The 250-nt window shown below is 77.6% G+C and carries 1 pseudogene; it reads right to left on the reverse strand.

Annotated elements, in window-relative coordinates:
- Positions 1-250 (reverse strand): annotated as a pseudogene (locus A4V12_RS18030) (5-(carboxyamino)imidazole ribonucleotide synthase); the annotation flags it as partial.

Below are 250 nucleotides of genomic sequence, written 5' to 3' on the forward strand. Positions count from 1 at the left end.
CACGCCCTTGCCGTCGCATCCGCCGCGGACCGTCTTGAGGATGATCGGGAACCCTCCGGTCTCGGCGGCGAAGACCGCCGCGTCGGCCGGGTCCGCCACGTTGCGGTGGCGGGGGGACGGGGCGCCGACCTCGTCGAGCCTGGCCCGCATCACGCCCTTGTCCTGGGCGTGCACCAGCGCGCCGGGCCCCGGCCGGCCGGGAATGCCGTCCGCCTCCCGGGGCCGCCGGCGCTCGGTCGGTACGTGCTCG

It is taken from the genome of Streptomyces noursei, from assembly GCF_001646665.1.
GTDB classification, from domain to species: domain Bacteria; phylum Actinomycetota; class Actinomycetes; order Streptomycetales; family Streptomycetaceae; genus Streptomyces; species Streptomyces lavendulocolor.